Consider the following 16,827-nt stretch of genomic DNA (forward strand, 5'->3'; position numbering starts at 1 on the left):
CCACCGGATCCATCGTCAGGTGATCGTTAGGGTCGATGCCGTGGCCACCTCCTCCCCGTACCCGACGTACCCCGCCGACGCGGGTGACCGCCCGTTTCGGGCCGTGCGCTGGTGGCAGCGCGGATGGGTGCGCTACGGAGCGCTGATCATCCTGCTCGCGGTCTCCGGGCTGGTCATCCTGGCGCTGGTGCGCGAGCAGACCGGCACGGAGGGGTTCCTGGTCGGCCTGGGGCTCGCCGTGCTGCCGGTGCCGCTGCTCCTGGCCGCCTTCCGGTGGCTCGACCGGGTCGAGCCCGGACCATGGCGCAATCTGCTGTTCGCGTTCGCCTGGGGTGCGTGCGCGGCCGCGCTGATAGCCATCGTCGCCAACAGCTTCGCCACGCGCTGGATAGCCACGGCGACGGCGGATCCGACCAGCGCGGACACCCTCGGCGCGACGGTGATAGCGCCCGTCGTGGAGGAGACCGCCAAGGCCGCGGCGGTCCTCCTGGTCTTCCTCTTCCGCCGGCGGGACTTCACCGGGATCGTCGACGGGGTGGTGATAGCGGGGGTCACCGCCACCGGGTTCGCCTTCACCGAGAACATCCTCTACCTCGGTACGGCCTTCGGCACGGACCAGCTCACCGGCGACCGCGGCATCGCCTCCGTCACCGCCGCCACCTTCTTCGTGCGCGTCATCATGTCCCCGTTCGCGCACCCCCTCTTCACCGTTCTGACCGGCATCGGCTTCGGTATCGCCGCGCGCGCCGCGGACCGCGGGCCCGCGCGGCGGGTCCTGCTGCCGCTGTGCGGGCTGCTGCTGGCGATGGGCATGCACGCGTTCTGGAACGGCTCGTCCACCTTCGGCGAGTACGGGTTCTTCGCGGTGTACGGGGCGTTCATGGTGCCCGCGTTCGGGCTGCTGACCTGGCTGGCGATCTGGACGCGGCAGCGTGAGCTGCGGATGGTGCGCGAGGAGTTGCCGGCGTATGTGTTCGCGGGCTGGCTGGGGCCCGCGGAGCCGTTCGCGCTGGGCTCGATGGGGGCACGGCGGCTGGCCCGGGACTACGCCGGTCACCACCTCGGCAAGCGGGCGGCGCGGGCGGTGGCCCAGTACGAGGCGTACGCGACGTCGCTTGCGTTCCTGCGGCAGCGCGGCCGGCGGGGGCGGGCGGGCGCGGACTTCGTCGTACGGGAGCGGGAGTTGCTGGCCGAATTGTGGCAGCGGCGGGAGGTGGCCCGGCCGGCCCTGGAGTACGCGGCCCGGTCGAACGCGCCGACATGGCCGGGTCCCGGCGCACCGACGCCGTACGGCTACTCGGTGCCGCACCCTGCCCATCCGACGGTGCCGTACCCGACGTACAACCCTTACCGGTCATGACCCTGGACGCGGACCTGAGCCACCCCACCGCGAAGCCCCCGGAACGCCGCCAGGGGGCGCACACGGGGCCCCCGAGCACCCCCCTGCGCATCCCAGGGGCCCAGGGTCCGAGCCCGGTGCGGGGAACTGCGCGAACAACCACGACGCTCCCGCACACCACCACCGGCCTGCCACCCGCACAGACAAACCGCGGGCGCCGCATGCCGCTCCGCGGGAGCGGCAGGTTGTCGGTCGGGTGCGGGAGCGTGGTGGCCGGTCGCGCAGTTCCCCGCGCCCCTGGCGGGTGCCGTCCCGGGGGTCGATGAGGCGCCGCAATGACGGCAGGCCCGGGTAGCGTCGGACCAGAGATCCGGCGGGGGGCGTGGAGTCAGGTCGATGCCTGGGTGAGGCGGTCGGTTTCCTCTTGCGTCAGGGTGAGGTCGGCCGCGGCGAGCAGGGCCGGGAGTTGGTCCACCGTGCGCGCCGAGGCGATGGGGGCGACCACCGTCGGCTGGGCCGCGAGCCACGCCAGCGCCACGCTGGGCACGGCGGCACCGTGGGCGGCGGCGATCTCGTCCAGGGCCGTGAGGACCTTCTGGCCGCGCTCGCTCCGCAGGTGCTTGGCCGCGCCCCCGGCCCGCACGCTGTCCACGGTCGTACCGGGGCGGTACTTGCCGGTGAGGAAGCCGGCGGCCAGAGAGTAGTACGGGAGGGCGGCGAGGCCGGCGCGGGCGGCGACGTCCTGGAGCGGGCCCTCGTAGGTGTCGCGCGAGACCAGGTTGTAGTGCGGCTGGAGCGCCACGTACCGGGCCAGGCCCTCGCGGTCGGAGAAGTCCAGGGACGCCTGAAGCCGCTCCGCGCTGATGTTGGACGCGGCGATGTGCCGCACCTTGCCGGCCCGTACCAGTGCGTCGAGCGCGCCGATGATCTCCTCGACCGGCACGTCCGGCTTGTCGAAGTGCGTGTAGTAGAGGTCGATGTGGTCGGTGTCGAGCCGGCGCAGCGAGGCGTCCGCCGCGGCCCTGATGTTGGCGGCGGACAGTCCCGGGTAGTCGGGGTGCTGGCTGACCTTGGTGGCGATCAGGACGTCCGAGCGGTTGCCGCGCGCCTTGACCCACTTGCCGATGATCGTCTCGGACTCGCCGCCCTTGTTGCCCTCGACCCACGCCGAGTAGGAGTCGGCGGTGTCGATGAGGTTGCCGCCGGCGGCCGTGTAGGCGTCGAGGACGGCGAAGGACGTCGGCTGGTCGGCGCTCCAGCCGAAGACGTTGCCGCCGAGGGCGAGCGGGAAGACCTCAAGATCGGAGGGACCGAGTTTTCGAAGGGAAGTCATACTCGGGTTCAACGCGCCCGCCTGAATCCTCGATTCCGCCGCCGTGCGCAAAGACCGTGCAAACACCGGACCGGCAGCCCTGACGTCGGGGGGATGGGCGCCAGGACCGCCGGGGAACGGGGGGTGCGGGGATGTGCCGGGTGGGTCAGGGTCGAGGCCCTTGCCGCAGGGTCAGGGGGTGAGGCCCTTGCCGCGCAGCCAGGCCATCGGGTCGATGCCGCCGGCCTCGCCGCCGGGGTGGACCTCCAGGTGGAGGTGGGGTCCGGTGACGTTGCCCGTGGCGCCCACGCGGCCGATGACGTCCCCGGTGTTGACCTTCTGCCCGACGCTGACGCTGATCGACGACTGGTGGCAGAACCACAGCTCGGTGCCGTCGTCCAGGGTGAGGATCGTGCGGTAACCGTAGGAGCCGGCCCAGCCCGCCTCGGTGATCGTGCCGGTGTGGACGGCCTTGATCAGCGTGCCCGTGGGGGCGGCGAAGTCGAGGCCGGTGTGGTAGCCGGAGGACCACATGGAGCCGGCCTGGCCGAAGGTGCCGGTGATCGTGTACGAGGAGGTCGGCAGGGTGTACTGCTTGGCCAGCGCGGCCAGCCGCGCCTCCTCGGCCTTCTTCTTGGCGGCGGCCTCCGCCTTCTCCTTGGCGGCGGCGGCCCGGGCCGCGGCCTCCTTCTCCGCCTTGGCCGCCGCGTCGGCGACCTCCTGGTCGGCGGCGGACACGGCCGCGGCGACGGCCCTGGTCTCGGCCTGGCCCTGCTGCTGCTCGGCCTGGGCCATGATGCGGTTGCGCAGCGCCTCACCGGCGTCGGTGGTGCCCTCGGCGCTGTCGGCCTCGGTCACGCCGACGCTGCTCAGGGCGGTCGCGGAGCCCTTGGTGGCCTGGGCGCCGGCGCCGTCGCCGAGCAGGGAGCCGACGGAGGGCAGGTCGGGCATGGAGATGGACACCGGCGGCTTGCCGGTGTTGGCGCTGGCCATGCCGCCCGCGCCGACGGCGGCTATCACGCCGACGCCGAGGACCGTGGAGCTGCGGGCGAGTCCGCCGCCGCCCCGCTGCTTGGCGACGCGGTGCCGGCCGCGTAGCGGGCGGATGGACTCCTCGGTGGGGTTCCACTCCTCCCAGGGGCCCTCGTCGGTGCGGTAGGTGCCGTAGCCGAAGGTCTCGGTGCCGTACTGGCTCGGCGCGAACGGGGCTTGTGGGGCGGGCCGGTTGGACGCCACTCGGGCGTACTCCTTTCCTTCCTCCGCCTACCGGGTTAGCTGACGGGTTCGGAGCAGGAAGGTCTCCTACGCGCGTATACCGGCCGTGTCTCCACGGCGGTGTCCGCGTGATTCACCCCAAGGTGGTGGTTCCCCGGTTCCCTTGCGGGATTCGGCGCGTGAGCACGGAGCCGCCTCTTGTGACGGCTGGGACGACCGCGCTGCGTTATCGAACGTTAATAGACCCGGCGGGCAGATTCCAAGCCGTTCCGCTTGATCGTTAACGCTTTCGGGCGGGAATTTACCGCCCATGACCGGCGAAAACCGGGCGAGTTGGCCCCTGGCGCACGGAAACTCGGACAACCCATAGTGTTTGACGGTGTGTCAGTTGTTATGCGGAGGGCGGTCGTCCGATCACCGCTCGTGACGGCGGGCTCGTGACCGTGGGCGAGCCGCGCCATCGTGAGCGAGTCGCGTTGCCGTGAGCGGGCCGCGCCGCCATAGCCGGGCCGCGCCGCGGTGGGTGGAAAAACACTCAGGGCCGGAATCCATGCCTTGGATTCCGGCCCTGAGCCTTCAGTAGCGGGGACAGGATTTGAACCTGCGACCTCTGGGTTATGAGCCCAGCGAGCTACCGAGCTGCTCCACCCCGCGTCGGTTCCACCAGTGTACGCCATGCGCAGGACGGCGAGCACACGGATAACCCCGGCTGATCCACGGCGTATCGCGATCAACCGTTGCCCGGCGCTGATCGGCTTCCTGCTCCCCGAGGAGGTCGAGGATCCGCGGGACCCGCAGGAGCCGCCGGCCCCCAAGGCGATCACCGCGCTGGAAACGGCACCCGCTGTCCACGCTGACGCCTGGGAGACGGATCACTGGACCACGGTGTCGAGGGGGAGGCGGCCTTGGCCGTGGAAGGACGCCCGGGAGCGGTGGATCACGGCAGAACGCCTACGGCGTCACGGCCTTCGGTTCGGCCTCGGAAGCGTGTCGAGCCAGCCTCCGATCAGCTCGCGGACCGCCGGTGCGCTCTCGACCTGCGGGTTGTGACCGGCACCGTCGAGGACCACAGCGGTCATGCGGGGGTAGTGGTCGAGCAGGGCGAGCTGGTCACGCCAGCCCACGAGGGCGTCCTGACGTGTGGTGAGCAGAAGATGCCGGCCGTGGTGGACCTCGCCGGGGCGCTCCGGCCACTGCGGCAGCAGGAAGTCAGCGTCGAGTTCGGCGGCGGCATGGCGGTCGTGCACCCGCCAGCCGGGGAGGATGTGCTCCTCGAAGAGAGCCCAGCTCTCCTCGGTGTGGCGGGTCATCACGGCGCGGAACAGCGGAAGGTCCTCTTCGGCGGCGAGGCGGGCAAGGAGTGCGTCGTCGCGCTCCACCACGGTGCTGTCGGGCAGGGTACGTTCGGCGCCCCAGCGGACGACGGGAACGAGCAGCGCGGAACCGAGGACCTGCTCGCCGAAGCGCGCCGTCACGGCGCGGGCGATCTGCCCGCCGAAGGACTGCCCGACAACGGCGAAGGGTCGGTCGCCGACGGTGGCGCGGATCCAGTCGATGACGGCGTCGGCCATCGTCGTCGCCGAAGTCGGGCCGGACAGCCGCGGACTGTTGCCGTGCCCGGGCAGGTCGGGGTACAGCCTGCGCCAGCCGGGCCGACCGGTGAAGGCGGGCTCCAGCGGCAGGAGCAGCCGGTGATCGATGGTGTAGCCGTGGATCAGGACGATCGGTGTGCCGTCGCCGCATTCGGTGTGCCAGAGGGCGGAGTCGTTCATGGCGCAAGGCTGCAACCTTGACGTACGTGTCAAGGTCAAGCCGAGCCGCACGGCACGCTTCCGTCCGGTGTCGAGTGAGAGGTCAGGCGAGGCTCTTGACCACCGCGAGGTACTCGTGGATGGCATCGCGGTTGCGGGTCAGGCAGTCGATGCGGCGGGTCATCCTCTCGCCCTCGCATTCGAGCGTGGCGATCATCTCCGGTGTGGCGTCCGTGAAGTGGATCCTCCGCGGGGCATCGAGGCACGGAAGTATCTGCTTGATGATCCGTGTGGGCAGTCCGGCGTCGAGCAGACCGCGGATCTGGAGCACGCGGTCGACGAGGTAGTCGTCGTAGTCGCGGTACCCGTTGTCCTGGCGGCGCGGGGTGATCAGCCCCTCACGCTCGTAGTACCGCAGTGATCTGGCGGAGGTCTCCGTCAGCCGGGCAAGTTCACCGATGCGCATGTGAGCAGCCTCACGTCCGGTCGGGGCAGGGTCGGATGGACCTTGACGTTGATGTCAACCCTAGACGATGAGGCCCATGGATCAACTGAACATCCGCCCCGGCCTCCACCCCCGCACGCCGGCGGACCGGCTGCCGCTCTCGGGCCTGCTCGCGCTCGGCACGGCGGGTTTCGTCACCGTCATGACCGAAGCCCTCCCGGCGGGCATCCTCCCGGCCATGAGCGCGGACCTCGGCGTGAGCCAGTCACGTGCCGGACAGACGGTGACGCTCTACGCGCTCGGTTCCGTCCTGGCGGCGGTCCCCCTCACCACCGCCACCGGCTCATGGCCGCGCAGACGCCTGCTGCTCACGGCGATCTGCGGCTTCGCTGTGGCCAACGCGGTCACGGCGTTCTCGACCAGTTATCCGCTCACCATGGCCGCCCGTTTTCTCGCCGGTCTGGTCGCGGGGCTGCTCTGGACCCTGCTCGCCGGGTACGCACGCGGCATCGTCGCCCCGGAGCGACGCGGCCGAGCGATGGCCGTCGCCATGGCGGGCACACCCGTCGCGCTGTCCGCCGGGGTACCGGCGGGGACGTTCCTGGCCCAACTGATCGGCTGGCGTTCCACGTTCGGGCTGATGAGTGTGCTCGCCCTGGTGCTGGTCGGCTGGATTCTGCGGGAGCTTCCGGACCTGCCGGGGCAGCGTGGGCACGCCCGGGCCACGCCGGTCGGCAGGGTGCTGAGAATCCCGGGCGTGGCTCCCGTTCTGCTGGTGACGGGCGCGTTCGTTCTCGCGCACAACATCCTCTACACCTACATCGCGGCTCTCGCGGCGGCGGCGCGGATCGAGGACCGCGTGGATGCGGTGCTGCTGGTCTTCGGAGCATGCTCGCTCGCCAGTATCTGGATCACGGGAATGCTGATCGATCGGCATCTGCGACCGTTGATGATCACGGCGGTCGCGCTGTTCGGCACCGCGGCGCTCGGTTTCGGCGTGTTCCTCCCCATACCCTGGCTGCTCATCGCCTGCTCAGCCTTGTGGGGTCTGTCCTTCGGCGGCGCGGCGACTCTCCTGCAGACGGCTGTCGCCGACGCGGCGGCCCACGCCTCGGACATCGCTCAGTCGCTCCTCGTGACCTGCTGGAACGCCGGTATCGCCGGCGCGGGCGTGGCCGGCGGAATGCTGCTGGACCGTGAGGGGCCCGAGGCGCTGCCCTGGACGGCACTGGCCCTGCTCGCAGTCGGCCTGACCGTGACCGTTGCCGCGAACCGGCACGGGTTTCCCGGCCGCTCCCCGCAGGGCACGAGGCCGATGGCCGGCCGGTGAACTCTGGGATGCGCACCCGGCCCAGTCGGACATGCCGACCGAGATCACCATCGACTCGGCACGCGCCCAGGGGCGCGGTGACCGACCGCAGTACGCTGACTCGGTGAGAATAGGGGACTTCACGGTTGACGCTGTTCACGACGGCACGGGGGTGGAGACGGCAGGAGAGATCCTGTCGCGGCCCGGCCATCCGGACGCTCTGAGCTGTCACCGCCACCACTTCGGCGAGAACGGCCGCTGGGAGTTCCCCGTCGGCGGGTTCCTCATCCGCGGCGCGGACAAGACCATTCTCGTGGATGCGGGGGTCGGCCCGCAGGACGACGGGGCTTACGCCGGAGGCGGTCTTCTGTCCGGCCTGCGCAACCTGGGCGTAGAGCCCGGTGACATCACCGACGTGGTATTCACCCACCTGCACTTCGACCACATAGGCTGGGCGTCCGTCGACGGTTCGGTTCCCTTCGCCAACGCGCGCTACCACCTGCACCAAGACGACTGGAAGCACTTCGCCGAAGGGCCGCACCGACTCGATGTGGCCGTGGAGAAGTTCGCTCCGGCGCACGATCGCATCGAAACCTTCACGAGTGACTTCTCGCTGACACCCGGTGTCGAAGTGCAGCATGTGCCAGGGCACACACCCGGTTCCAGCATCGTCGACATCACGTCAAACGGTCGGCGGGCGCTCCTCATCGGCGACGTGGCCCACTCCACCCTCCAGTTCGAAGAGCGCGACTGGACCGTCGTCTGGGACGTCGACCCCGTCTCCGCCTCCGCCGTGCGCAACCGGATCGCCGATGCCGCGGCGAACACCGACGACCTCGTCGTCGCCGCACACTTCCCGGGAATGCGTTTCGGCCATGTGGTCGTGCGGGACGGCGCTCGGCGGTTCGTCGCGGTCTGACATCCGACACCAGAGCACACACGCGCTCGCCCCGGGCGCTGACACCTTGTCGGACCCGGCGTTCGCGTTGGTTCATGCCCCCGGCCCCCTTGGCGCGTCCGCGCGACCCGGCGGGCGTGTTCCCCGGTCCGCCGCGGGTTGTGTTCCCCGGGCCGGTGGGGCGCGACCCGGCGGGCGTGTTTCCCCGGCCCGGCGGGACGTCCACGCGACCCTGCCGTCGCGGCCCCCAGGCCGAGCGGACGCGGAGAACCCGGCCGAGCGGACACGGAGCCCCGGTCCGGCGGAGCGTCCACGCGACCCGGCCGTCACGGCCCCCAGGCCGAGCGGACGCGGAGAACCCGGCCGAGCGGACACGGAGCCCCGGGCCGGCGGAGCGTCCACGCGACCCGGCCGTCACGGCCCCCAGGCCGAGCGGACGCGGAGAACCCGGCCGAGCGGACACGGAGCCCCGGGCCGGGCGGGCGCGGCGGTCAGTCGAGCAGGTGGCGGTTCGGCTTCCTGGCCGCGGCCTCGTACTCGGGCAGGACGACGACGTCGACGCCCGCGGCCGTCAGCAGCCCGCTCCCGTCGGCGCCCGCGACGAACGTGTCCGGCTCCCGCCAGGCCGTCACCACCCGTCGCACCCCCGCGTCCAGGATCAGCCGCGCGCAGGGCGCGGGCCGCGAGGCCCGCCGGGCGCACGGCTCAAGGCTGCTGTAGACCGTGGCACCGGCCAGCCGCGGATCCGCCGGGTCGGTCTTGGCGAGCGCGGCCTCCTCCGCGTGGACCACGGGGTCGCCCGCCTCCCGGGAGAAGCCGCGGGCCAGCTCCGTGCCGTCCGCGGCCACCACGACCGCGCCCACGCTGAACGCCGTCCGCGAGGGCGGGCACCGCTCCGCCAGCTCGCAGGCGATCCGCAGCCAGTGCCGGTCCGCGGCGACGGCCGCCGTACCGCTTCCGGGGGCGGTCGGCTCGTACCGCATCAGGACCACGTCCTCGATCCGCCGGGTCTCCAGGAGCCGCAGCCGCCCGCGCTGGTACTCCCCCGGCCCGAACAGCCGGGGCGCCGCCGGATCGCCGACGAGCAACGGGGCGACGACCAGCTGGAGTTCGTCGGCGAGGCCCTGCCGGAGCAGCTGGGTGTGGACGGTCCCGCCGCCCTCCACCATCAGGCGCCGCACCCCGCGCGCCGCGTACAGGTGGGAGAGCAGGGCCGGCCAGTCGAGGCGGGGGCCCAGCGGGACGACGTCGGCCGCGATGCCGGCCCGTCGCGCCCGCTCCGCGCCCTCGTCCGTGGCGTACAGGACCTTCTCGCCGCCCGTGTGCCAGAACCGCGCGTCCGGGTCCAGGTCGCCCGAGCCGCTGACGGCGACCTTGAGCGGGTACTCCGGCCGGCCGGCGGCGAGCCGGGCCGCGCGCCGCCCGGGCGCGTTGACCAGCAGCCTCGGGTTGTCGGCGCGGATCGTGCCCGCGCCGATCAGGATCGCGTCGACGGACGCCCGCACCGCGTCGACCCGGTCGAAGTCGGCCGGGCCGGACAGGAGCAGCCGCTCGGGGCCGGTGTCGTCCAGGAAGCCGTCGAGGGAGACGGCGGCGGACAGCAGGACGTACGGGAAGGGCATCGGCGTGCTCCAGCGTGGAGACGGACGGGCTGGCATCGGGCGGGCCGGGTTCGGCGGCTCTGGATCGGGCGGCGCCGGTTCTGGCGGCCGCGGATCGGGCGGGGCCGGGTTCGGCTGCGGGTCGGGTTCGGCTGCGGATCGGGCGGGCTTGGTTCAAGTTTGAAACAAACTTACACTGGCGGCATGACGACCCGCTGGCTCACCCCCGAGGAGCAGCGCGCCTGGCGCGCGTACATCGCGGCCTCCCTGCTGCTGGAAGACGCGATCGACCGGCAGCTCCAGCAGGACGCCGGCATGCCTCACCTGTACTACTCCATCCTGGCCAACCTCTCCGATGCGCCGGAGCACCGGCTGCGGATGACCGATCTGGCCGAGCGGTCGAAGATCACCCGCAGCCGGCTGACGTACGCGGTGAGCCGGCTGGAGAAGGACGGCCTGGTCCGGCGCGAGGGGTGCCCGTCGGACCGGCGCGGCAGCATCGCCGCGCTGACGGAGGCGGGGGTGGCGGCCCTTGAGCGCACGGCGCCCGGGCATGTCGAGACGGTGCGCGCCGCCGTCTTCGACCACCTCAGCGCGGAGCAGGTGGGGCAGTTGGAGGAGATCTGTACGGCGATCGCGCGGGGGCTGCACGGGGAGGGCGCGCGCCCCACGCCCGAGGACCTGCCCTGGCGCCGCCGTTCGACGCCCTCCTGTTCCTGAACCCTGCTCCTGAGCCCTGTTCGAGCCCTGTTCGAGCCCTGTTCCTGAGCGCGCCCGGCCGCTGTCGCGGGCCCGAATTCGGTTGCTTCAAATTTAAAACATGGAGTAGGCTCCCGCCGTAGCTCTGCTTCAAAACTGAAGCAGATTCAGCCTTCGGACCCGGAGAACCCGCATGCCCGACACCCCTGTCGCCACACCGCGCGCCCGCGTCCGGGTACCGCTGCGCTTCCAGGACGGATACGCCGTCGACGCCGACCTCGTCACCTTCCACGGCCTCGCGGACGGGAGGGAACACCTTGCCGTCGTCCTCGGCGACCCCGGCCCCGTCCCCCTGGTCCGGCTGCACTCCGAGTGCCTGACCGGCGACGTCTTCGGCTCGGCTCGCTGCGACTGCGGGCCCCAGCTGCGCGAGGCGGTCGAGCGCATCGCCGACCGCGGTGGCGTCCTGCTCTACCTCCGCCAGGAGGGCCGCGGCATCGGCCTCTACAACAAGCTCGACGCGTACGCCCTCCAGGACCAGGGCCTGGACACGTACGAGGCCAACGCCGCGCTCGGCCTGCCCGAGGACGCCCGCGACTACACGCCCGCCGCCCAGATGCTGCGCGCCCTCGGCATCGAGGAGCTGGACCTGCTGTCCAACAACCCTGACAAGGCGGAGCAGTTGAGGACGCTGGGCGTCGGCGTCCGCGAGCGGGTGCCGACCGGGGTGTTCCGCACCGCCCACAACGTCCGCTATCTGCGGGCGAAGGTGCTGCAGACCCAGCACACGCTGCCGCTGGGCGAACTGACGGACCGCAACGCCGGCTGACCCGACCCCGCCGCCCCGACCGCGGCGGCCGACCCCGCGAACACCGCCGGGACAGCGGACCCGGCCCCACGGTCATCACCGGGACAGCGGGCCCGAACCCGCGGACACCGCCAGGACGGCCGACTCGACCCCACGGACACCACCCGGAGGGCGCACCCAGCCCCAGGGTCACCATCGGGACAGCCCATCCGGCGCCGCCGTCACCGCCCCGCCGTCACCGCCGTCACCGCCGTCACCGCCGGGACGGACGGGTCGGGAGGAGTGATGCGGGCAGCAGGGACAGGGCGAGCAGGCCCGCTGCGACGGCGTACGCGACGCGGAAGCCCGCCGGGTCCGGTTCCGGGCCCGTGGCCCCCAGCACCACCGTGAGCAGCGCCGTCCCCACGGACGCCCACAGCTGCCCGTTGATGCTCAGCGCCGTACTCGCCGAGGCCACCCGGTGCTTCGGCAGATCACGGGTCGCCGTCGTCATCGTCGGCATCAGCACCATGCCGGCCCCGACGCCCATCACCGTGGCCGCGCCGACCATCCGCCAGGGCGCCACGCCGTCCTCGCCGACCTGGAGTGCCGTCAGCGCCATGCCGAGCGCGCCCACCGCCGTCCCCGCGCCGACCAGGCCCCGGGGCGACACCCGGTCGACGAGCCGGGACGCCACCTGCATCGTCGTACCGACCGCGAGCCCGACCGGCGCGCCCAGCAGTCCGGCGGCCGTCGCGGTGGCGCCGCGCTGCTGCTGCCAGTAGAGCGGCCCGAGCAGCATGGAGCCGAAGTAGCCGCAGGTGAACAGGGCGAGCGTGACGATGCCCGCGGCGAAGGTGCGCTCGCGCAGCAGCCGCAGGTCGAGCAGCGGCTCCCGGGCGGTCAGCGCCCGGCGCGCGAAGGCGGCGGCCAGCAGCACGCCGGCGAGGGCGGGGACGAGCGTCCCGGGCGCACCGAAGTCGCCGCGCTCACCGCCCCGCGCGAGCCCGAACAGCAGCAGGGCCAGGCCCGGGGCGAGCATCAGCAGGCCGGGCACGTCCAGGGCGGGCACCACCGCCCGGCGGGGAACGTCGGCCGGCAGCAGCTTGGCGGCGAGCGCCAGGGCGAGCGCCCCGACGGGCAGATTGACGAGGAAGATCCAGTGCCAGGACGCGAGGTCGATCAGCCGGCCGCCGAGCACCGGACCGGCCACCGGGCCGACCAGGACCGGCAGCCCGAGCAGGCCCATCGCCCGCCCCAGCCGGCCGCGGTCCGCGACCCGCATCACCATCGCCATGCCGACCGGCATCAGCAGCCCGCCGCCCAGCCCCTGCACCGCGCGGAAGGCGATCAGGCTGCCCGCGTCCCAGGCGCAGGCCGCGAGCAGCGAGCCGAGCGTGAACAGCACGAGCGCGGTCAGATAGGTGCGCCGGGCGCCGATGCGGTCCATGGCCCAGGCGGCGGTCGGGATGACCGCGGCGAGTGCCAGGGTGTACGCGGTGGCCGTCCACTGGATCGTCTCCCGCGGGGCGCCGAACGACTTCGAGAGGCTGCGCATCGCGACGTTGACGATGGTCATGTCGAGCACCGACATCACGGACCCGGTGATCACGACGGCGAGGACGCGGTACAGCCCGGTGGCGTCGAACGCGTCGGCCCGTGCCGCCCGGCCTGCCGCGGCACCGGCCTTCGGGGCGGTCATGCCGGGCCGCCCTCAGCCCGCGTACGGCCGGTCCGCGCGGGCCGCCCGCAACGCCCGCCCCCACCAGGCGAGTTGGCCGAGCATGCCCTTGGCGGCGCCCGCGCACACGGCGGCGTCGCGCGGCGCGCCGTCCTCGCCGAGGCCCGACCACGGCCCGTGCAGGCTGACCGAGTCGCGCACCGTCACGGCGTGCAGCTCGGCGAAGACCAGCCGCAGTTGCTCGACCGCGCGCAGGCCGCCGCCGAGACCGCCGTACGACACGAAGCCGACCGGCTTGGCCTGCCACTGCGCGTGGTGCCAGTCGATGAAGTTCTTCAGGGCGGCCGGGAAGCTGTGGTTGTACTCGGGGGTGACGACGACGAAGGCGTCGGCGTCGGCGAGGCGCGGTGAGACGTCCGCCAGCGCGGCGACGGCCGCCTCGCTCGGCGTTCCGCCCCAACCGGGCATGACCAGCGGCAGCCGTACGTCGGCGAGGTCGATGACGTCGAGGTCGAACCCGGCGTCCGCGGCGGCGGCACCGGTGAACCAGTCGGCGACGGCCCGGCCCTGACGTCCCTCGCGGACGCTGCCGACGAGCACGGCGAGGCGGAGCGGCGGGTCGTCGGCGGCGGACCCGCGGGCGGCGGGCGCGGCTTCGGTGACGGATGTGGGCATGGGGGTCCCCCTCTGCATGACCGGCCGGTGGCCCGCATGGCCCACCGGTGGCCCGGTACGGGCCTCGTTCCGGTAAAGTACAACGAGCGTTGTAAAACTACAACGCTCGTTGTACTTCGGTGGCCGCACCCCCGTCCGCCGTACCGCACATCCACCCCGAGGAGGCGCGCGTGGGCAGCAGCAACGAGGCCCGGATGGCACAGGCGCGGCGCGAGGTCCCGCCGCGACGGCTGGCGAAGCAGATCGCCATCGCGAGCGCGTCCTGCACGGTGTTCGGCCGCGAGGGCTACACCCGCGCCTCCATCGACGCGCTCGCGGCGGCGGCCGGGGTCTCCACGCGGACGCTCTACAACCACTTCCCCGGCGGCAAGGCGGCCCTGTTCCGCACCGTCGTCACCTGGACCTCGACCGAGGTACGGGACGCCCAACTCCGCTGTATCGAACCCCTGTTGAACCCCGAGCGGCCACCACGCCCGGCGGACCTGGAACCCGGCCTGGTGGCCCTGGCCCGCGGCTTCGTCGACCTCATGACCGAGTACCCCAACCACTTCGCCCTGGTCCGCCACATCCACGCCGAGGCCGACCACGTACCCCCCGAGGTCCTGGCGGCCTGGCAGGAGGCGGGCCCGGTACCGGTCGGCCGCGCCCTGGCCGACGCGATGACGGCACTCGCCGAGGCGGGCCTGATCGACGTACACGGAGACGCGGATCTGGCGGGCGCCCACTTCATGGCCCTGATCTCCCACACCATCGTCCAGCTCTCCCACTACGGCGTACGCCCCCTGCCGCCAGAGCAGAAGGAGCGGCTGATCAGGGGCGGGGTGGGGGCGTTCCTGCGGGCGTACGCGGTGGGTTGAGGGTGGAGTGGTGCCGGCGTACGCGGTGCGCCGACCGGTGGGTTCATGCCGACGTACGCCGTGAGGCGACGGTGGGGATCATGCGACGTGCACGGTTGCACTGGCCGGGTGGTTCACGCCGGCGTACGCGGTGTGCTGACGGGGTGGTGGGGGGCGGGCCGGCCGGCGTACGCGGTGCTGCCGAACCGAACGCGCGCCCTCACCGGGACGTGTCCGGCCGCAGGTCTCCTCAGCGCGACCGGACCGGCGGGCCCCGCGCCGCGCGTCACGGCTGAGCCCCCGCAGGCCGTCACGGAGGTTCACATACTCCAGGGCGGCGGCCACCCCGGAGCCGAGCCGGCGCAGCACACGGTAGGCGGCGGGTCGGTCGCCCGCGAGGACCCGCACCCGGTCACCGACGCCGACCCCGGCCGCCGCAAGCGCCACACCCGCCGTATCGTGCACGGCTTTTCCCTCCCCGAGGACCGCTGTCCCGGCCGCAGCTACCCAACACCAGACGCACGGCCGTCACCCGGATGTCCCGCCCGGCTCGACGGCCCGGTGCGCCGGCACCAGCATGAGCCTGGGTACCACCGGCGGACCTCTGGCGCCTCTCAGGCCCGCCGCGGCAGGTCCCCCACAGGGTGTGCCCCTCGCAGACGCCGATGCCATGCGGGGGGCACACTCACTCCTTCCCCTTCTCCTTACGGCCCGGCCCGGGAACCCGGCTCCGCAACCGGCCCGCCGTTCACAAGGAGACAAGGGTGCATCATGCGCACGTTCTTCCCGTCGGCATGCGGTCTCATGAACAGCGCCCACTCCCACGGTCGTGCCCCGCTGATGGGCCGCGGACCCGGCCCGCGCGTACGGTGCCGGCCGCGTCCGGCGGCGCGCCAAGCGCACCGCGCGCACCGTTCTCCAGACCACGGTGGGTGTCGCCGTGGCGCTGCCGGGGATCGTCGACGCCTCCGGTATCCCAGCCTCGCTGCCGTGGGCGGCCGGGGCCCCGGCGGTCGCCGACGGTCTCGCCCGGGTGATGGCGCTGCCGTCCGTGCAGCTGCTGCCGTCGTGGCTGCGCACCGACGACGGGGGACGCGAGTGACCCCGCCGGAGTCCACTGCGGTCGCGGTCGAACTGGCCGAGCTGAGAGGGGAGATCCGCACGGGTCTGACCGAGATCAAGGGACCACGCCCCCCGGCATCACCGTCAGCGTCGACCGACCCCGCTACAGTCGCCCCCGCCCTCACAGCGCGCCGAGGGCGGGGCTCCCGCATCCTGACGACCGAAGGAACACGCTGTGCCCGTGCCGCACGACATCGCCGCCGAGATCGAACTGTGGGACGCCTTCGCCGAGTCGGCGTTCAAGGACGACGCCGAGCCGTCGTTCTGCTGGACCCAGTACGCCGGCCACGGCCCCGGCCCGGAACTCCTGGACACCCCGGAGTCCGTGCTGGAGGTCGGCTGCGGCACCGGCCGCGCGCTGGCCCACCTTGCGCAGCAGGGCGTGAAGGCGACCGGTGTGGACCTGTCGCCGCGCATGGCGCAGCGCGCGGGCGAGAAGTGGGCGCCGCTCGGCGTGCGGATCGAGCAGGGGGAGATCCTGGACTGGCTCGCCACCCACGAGGGCCGCTACGACGCGGTCTACTCGATCTTCGGCGCGGCCTGGTTCACCGACCCGTCCCGCCTCTTCCCGCTCGTCCGCGAGCACCTGGCGCCGGGCGGCGTCTTCGTCTTCTCCCAGCCGCCGGCCATCCCCGGCGCCTACGGCCCCCAGGGCATGTACAAGGGCGGCTTCGCCCGGGAAGGCCATGTTCACCTACCGGTACAGCTACCGGCCCACGGTGTGGGAGCGGCTGCTGCTCAGGGCCGGATTCGCCACCGCCGAGGCGACCGAGGTGGATGCCCCGAAGCCCGGGCACATCGGCACCCTCATCGTCCGGGCCCGCGCCTGACCCCTCGACGGCCCCGGCCGGACGCCGATCCGGTCGGGGCCGCTCCATGCCATGATCGCCTGCGCCTCGGGCGAGCAAGGGGCGAGCTAACGATCACCGAGGCCCCGAAAACGCCGTGAGCCCCAGTCCAGACCCACTCCGAACTGGGGCTCATCCGTAGGCCCTGTGGGACTCGAACCCACAACCAATGGATTAAAAGTCCGCGAGTTTCACTCCGGGACACTCTGGGGCGCTCTGGCTGCTCCGTAAATCCCCTGGTCGACCGGCTCAATCCTCTGGCTGACTCCGGGAATTCCGGCCCCCTACGGGACGTCCGTTCACGCACCG

15 protein-coding genes, 2 tRNA genes, 1 pseudogene and 1 riboswitch are annotated in these 16,827 nt (G+C 72.6%); of the genes and pseudogenes, 8 read left to right on the forward strand and 10 right to left on the reverse strand.

Features of this window, described 5'->3' with window-relative positions; all coding sequences use genetic code 11:
• The first annotated feature begins 40 nt into the window (after nt 1-40).
• On the forward strand, nt 41-1,360 hold the full coding sequence (locus AC27LF_RS32910; RefSeq protein ID WP_479660114.1) for a PrsW family intramembrane metalloprotease: 1,320 nt from the start codon (nt 41-43) through the stop codon (nt 1,358-1,360).
• A gap of 367 nt (nt 1,361-1,727) precedes the next feature.
• Here the strand turns inward: AC27LF_RS32910 and AC27LF_RS32915 are convergent, their stop codons facing one another.
• The 5 genes from AC27LF_RS32915 to AC27LF_RS32935 form a co-directional block, all read right to left on the reverse strand.
• The gene (locus AC27LF_RS32915) at nt 1,728-2,672 is read right to left on the reverse strand and encodes an aldo/keto reductase (protein ID WP_479660113.1); all 945 of its coding nucleotides are present in this window, start codon (nt 2,670-2,672) and stop codon (nt 1,728-1,730) included.
• Nucleotides 2,673-2,843: 171 nt separating this feature from the next.
• Nucleotides 2,844-3,887 (reverse strand): M23 family metallopeptidase, encoded by a 1,044-nt coding sequence (locus tag AC27LF_RS32920; RefSeq protein WP_479660112.1) that lies wholly within the window; start codon nt 3,885-3,887, stop codon nt 2,844-2,846.
• A 9-nt stretch (nt 3,888-3,896) separates the two neighbouring features.
• A riboswitch (cyclic di-AMP (ydaO/yuaA leader) is annotated at nt 3,897-4,054 on the reverse strand.
• Nucleotides 4,055-4,446: 392 nt separating this feature from the next.
• A tRNA-Met gene (locus tag AC27LF_RS32925) sits at nt 4,447-4,520 on the reverse strand.
• Nucleotides 4,521-4,825: 305 nt separating this feature from the next.
• On the reverse strand, nt 4,826-5,638 hold the full coding sequence (locus AC27LF_RS32930; RefSeq protein WP_479660111.1) for an alpha/beta fold hydrolase: 813 nt from the start codon (nt 5,636-5,638) through the stop codon (nt 4,826-4,828).
• A gap of 82 nt (nt 5,639-5,720) precedes the next feature.
• Nucleotides 5,721-6,083 carry a MerR family transcriptional regulator gene (locus AC27LF_RS32935; protein WP_479660110.1) on the reverse strand — a complete coding sequence of 121 codons (363 nt, stop codon included), beginning with the start codon at nt 6,081-6,083 and terminating at the stop codon, nt 5,721-5,723.
• A gap of 76 nt (nt 6,084-6,159) precedes the next feature.
• Between AC27LF_RS32935 and AC27LF_RS32940 the strand changes: the two genes are divergently transcribed.
• Both AC27LF_RS32940 and AC27LF_RS32945 read left to right on the forward strand, forming a co-directional pair.
• Nucleotides 6,160-7,392 (forward strand): MFS transporter, encoded by a 1,233-nt coding sequence (locus AC27LF_RS32940; protein ID WP_479660109.1) that lies wholly within the window; start codon nt 6,160-6,162, stop codon nt 7,390-7,392.
• A 103-nt stretch (nt 7,393-7,495) separates the two neighbouring features.
• On the forward strand, nt 7,496-8,290 hold the full coding sequence (locus AC27LF_RS32945; protein WP_479664608.1) for an MBL fold metallo-hydrolase: 795 nt from the start codon (nt 7,496-7,498) through the stop codon (nt 8,288-8,290).
• Nucleotides 8,291-8,760: 470 nt separating this feature from the next.
• On the opposite strand, the gene AC27LF_RS32950 is transcribed toward AC27LF_RS32945, so the two are convergent.
• Complete coding sequence (locus tag AC27LF_RS32950) at nt 8,761-9,891, reverse strand: dihydrofolate reductase family protein (RefSeq protein ID WP_479660107.1); 1,131 nt, start codon at nt 9,889-9,891, stop codon at nt 8,761-8,763.
• Between the two features lie 183 nt (nt 9,892-10,074).
• Here AC27LF_RS32950 and AC27LF_RS32955 point away from each other — a divergent pair, with 183 nt between their 5' ends.
• Both AC27LF_RS32955 and AC27LF_RS32960 read left to right on the forward strand, forming a co-directional pair.
• Nucleotides 10,075-10,590 (forward strand): MarR family winged helix-turn-helix transcriptional regulator, encoded by a 516-nt coding sequence (locus AC27LF_RS32955; protein ID WP_479660106.1) that lies wholly within the window; start codon nt 10,075-10,077, stop codon nt 10,588-10,590.
• A gap of 172 nt (nt 10,591-10,762) precedes the next feature.
• Nucleotides 10,763-11,398, forward strand: a complete 636-nt coding sequence (locus AC27LF_RS32960) for a GTP cyclohydrolase II (protein ID WP_479660105.1) — start codon at nt 10,763-10,765, stop codon at nt 11,396-11,398.
• A 232-nt stretch (nt 11,399-11,630) separates the two neighbouring features.
• Here AC27LF_RS32960 and AC27LF_RS32965 read toward each other — a convergent pair whose 3' ends face one another.
• Nucleotides 11,631-13,058 (reverse strand): DHA2 family efflux MFS transporter permease subunit, encoded by a 1,428-nt coding sequence (locus AC27LF_RS32965; protein WP_479660104.1) that lies wholly within the window; start codon nt 13,056-13,058, stop codon nt 11,631-11,633.
• Between the two features lie 12 nt (nt 13,059-13,070).
• Entirely contained in the window at nt 13,071-13,712 is a 642-nt protein-coding gene (locus AC27LF_RS32970) for an NADPH-dependent FMN reductase (RefSeq protein ID WP_479660103.1), read from the reverse strand.
• A 170-nt stretch (nt 13,713-13,882) separates the two neighbouring features.
• On the opposite strand from AC27LF_RS32970, the gene AC27LF_RS32975 reads away from it, so the two are divergent.
• Entirely contained in the window at nt 13,883-14,569 is a 687-nt protein-coding gene (locus AC27LF_RS32975) for a TetR/AcrR family transcriptional regulator (protein ID WP_479660102.1), read from the forward strand.
• Nucleotides 14,570-14,647: 78 nt separating this feature from the next.
• Here AC27LF_RS32975 and AC27LF_RS32980 read toward each other — a convergent pair whose 3' ends face one another.
• A complete protein-coding gene (locus tag AC27LF_RS32980) occupies nt 14,648-15,013 on the reverse strand; it encodes a hypothetical protein (protein WP_479660101.1) in 366 nt (121 codons plus the stop codon).
• A gap of 463 nt (nt 15,014-15,476) precedes the next feature.
• On the opposite strand from AC27LF_RS32980, the gene AC27LF_RS32985 reads away from it, so the two are divergent.
• Together AC27LF_RS32985 and AC27LF_RS32990 are read left to right on the forward strand one after the other, a co-directional pair.
• Nucleotides 15,477-15,650 carry a hypothetical protein gene (locus AC27LF_RS32985; RefSeq protein ID WP_479660100.1) on the forward strand — a complete coding sequence of 58 codons (174 nt, stop codon included), beginning with the start codon at nt 15,477-15,479 and terminating at the stop codon, nt 15,648-15,650.
• 195 nt (nt 15,651-15,845) lie between these two features.
• Nucleotides 15,846-16,500: pseudogene (locus tag AC27LF_RS32990) on the forward strand (class I SAM-dependent methyltransferase).
• Nucleotides 16,501-16,660: 160 nt separating this feature from the next.
• On the opposite strand, the gene AC27LF_RS32995 reads toward AC27LF_RS32990, so the two are convergent.
• Nucleotides 16,661-16,725, reverse strand: a tRNA-Lys gene (locus tag AC27LF_RS32995).
• Between the last annotated feature and the right edge of the window lie 102 nt (nt 16,726-16,827).

The sequence above is a fragment of the Streptomyces diversicolor genome (assembly GCF_057537855.1).

Excerpts from the sequence above, each read along its gene's own strand:
- AC27LF_RS32915 (WP_479660113.1), bottom strand. The coding sequence starts at position 2,672 with ATGACTTCCCTTCGAAAACTCGGTCCCTCCGATCTTGAGGTCTTCCCG.
- AC27LF_RS32930 (WP_479660111.1), bottom strand. The coding sequence starts at position 5,638 with ATGAACGACTCCGCCCTCTGGCACACCGAATGCGGCGACGGCACACCG.
- AC27LF_RS32935 (WP_479660110.1), bottom strand. The coding sequence starts at position 6,083 with ATGCGCATCGGTGAACTTGCCCGGCTGACGGAGACCTCCGCCAGATCA.
- AC27LF_RS32940 (WP_479660109.1), top strand. The coding sequence starts at position 6,160 with ATGGATCAACTGAACATCCGCCCCGGCCTCCACCCCCGCACGCCGGCG.
- AC27LF_RS32950 (WP_479660107.1), bottom strand. The coding sequence starts at position 9,891 with ATGCCCTTCCCGTACGTCCTGCTGTCCGCCGCCGTCTCCCTCGACGGC.
- AC27LF_RS32955 (WP_479660106.1), top strand. The coding sequence starts at position 10,075 with ATGACGACCCGCTGGCTCACCCCCGAGGAGCAGCGCGCCTGGCGCGCG.
- AC27LF_RS32960 (WP_479660105.1), top strand. The coding sequence starts at position 10,763 with ATGCCCGACACCCCTGTCGCCACACCGCGCGCCCGCGTCCGGGTACCG.
- AC27LF_RS32965 (WP_479660104.1), bottom strand. The coding sequence starts at position 13,058 with ATGACCGCCCCGAAGGCCGGTGCCGCGGCAGGCCGGGCGGCACGGGCC.
- AC27LF_RS32970 (WP_479660103.1), bottom strand. The coding sequence starts at position 13,712 with ATGCCCACATCCGTCACCGAAGCCGCGCCCGCCGCCCGCGGGTCCGCC.